We start from the raw sequence: 840 nt of genomic DNA, 5'->3' as shown, positions 1-840 counted from the left end.
ATATGTGTATATGAGACCGACGCTCGGCGGGCCCCTTGCCCGGCGCGGGCCGCGGCGCCCCGGCCGGTGCGGGTTCGTCCCCGGACAGGGTCGTGGGCGGGGCGGCGGACGCGGCATGACGCGAGGTGGGGGGCGTGCGTGGCGTGAGGGCCGCGCCCGCGGTGGACGCCGTGCGCCTGGCGGAAGTACGGGGAGCGCTGGGGGCCGCACCCGTGGTGGGCGGGGTGGTGGCGGTCATGGCCACTGGCGGGTTGGTCCGGCCGCCGGGCAGTGCGACCAGCCGGGCCCGCACCTCCCACTCGGCCAACTGCTCGCAGTGCCGCAGCAGGGCGGCCCGCCGCCGGGACTCGGCCGGGCCGGCCGGGGCGGCGCGCAGTGCGCGGAGCGCCATCAGGTCCGGGGCGCGCGGCAGGTAGCCGGCGGAAAGGGCGCTCGTCAGTTGCTCCAGATAGCCGACGGCGGCACCGGGCAGCGCGGCCCGGTAGCGGGCGAGTTCGGCCAGCAGGAAGGCCCTGAGCCGGCCGCCCTCGTGCACCGCCTCGTCCACGCCCTGGGCGAGCCGCAGGAACTCCCGTACCTCATCGGCCCGGCCCTCCTCCGCGGTCGGGCGCCGCTGGTCCGGGGCGCTGCGCTGGCCGGGCGGGGCGGTACGGGCGCCGCGCGGCGCGCCGGGCGGGCGGCACGGCTGCTCGGCGGGGTCGGCCGGGGGGGGGGGGGCGGGGCCCGCCCCGGCCCCCCCCCCCCCCCCGCGGCCCCCGCGCCCACCACTACACCGCCTCGCGAACCGCAGCGCGGCCGATCGCGAGCTGACGGCGGTGGCACCGTGAGCGCCTGGGCAGG

General features: G+C 80.7%; 1 protein-coding gene. It reads right to left on the bottom strand.

Annotation, left to right across the window (positions count from 1 at the left end; translation table 11 throughout):
• Window positions 1-840 (bottom strand): hypothetical protein (locus tag AAHZ94_RS34625; protein WP_502964878.1); only part of this gene is annotated, 840 nt, incomplete at both ends.

Source organism: Streptomyces sp. HSW2009, assembly GCF_040240285.1.
GTDB lineage: Bacteria > Actinomycetota > Actinomycetes > Streptomycetales > Streptomycetaceae > Streptomyces.
This window is presented reverse-complemented; position numbering and strand designations above follow the sequence as displayed.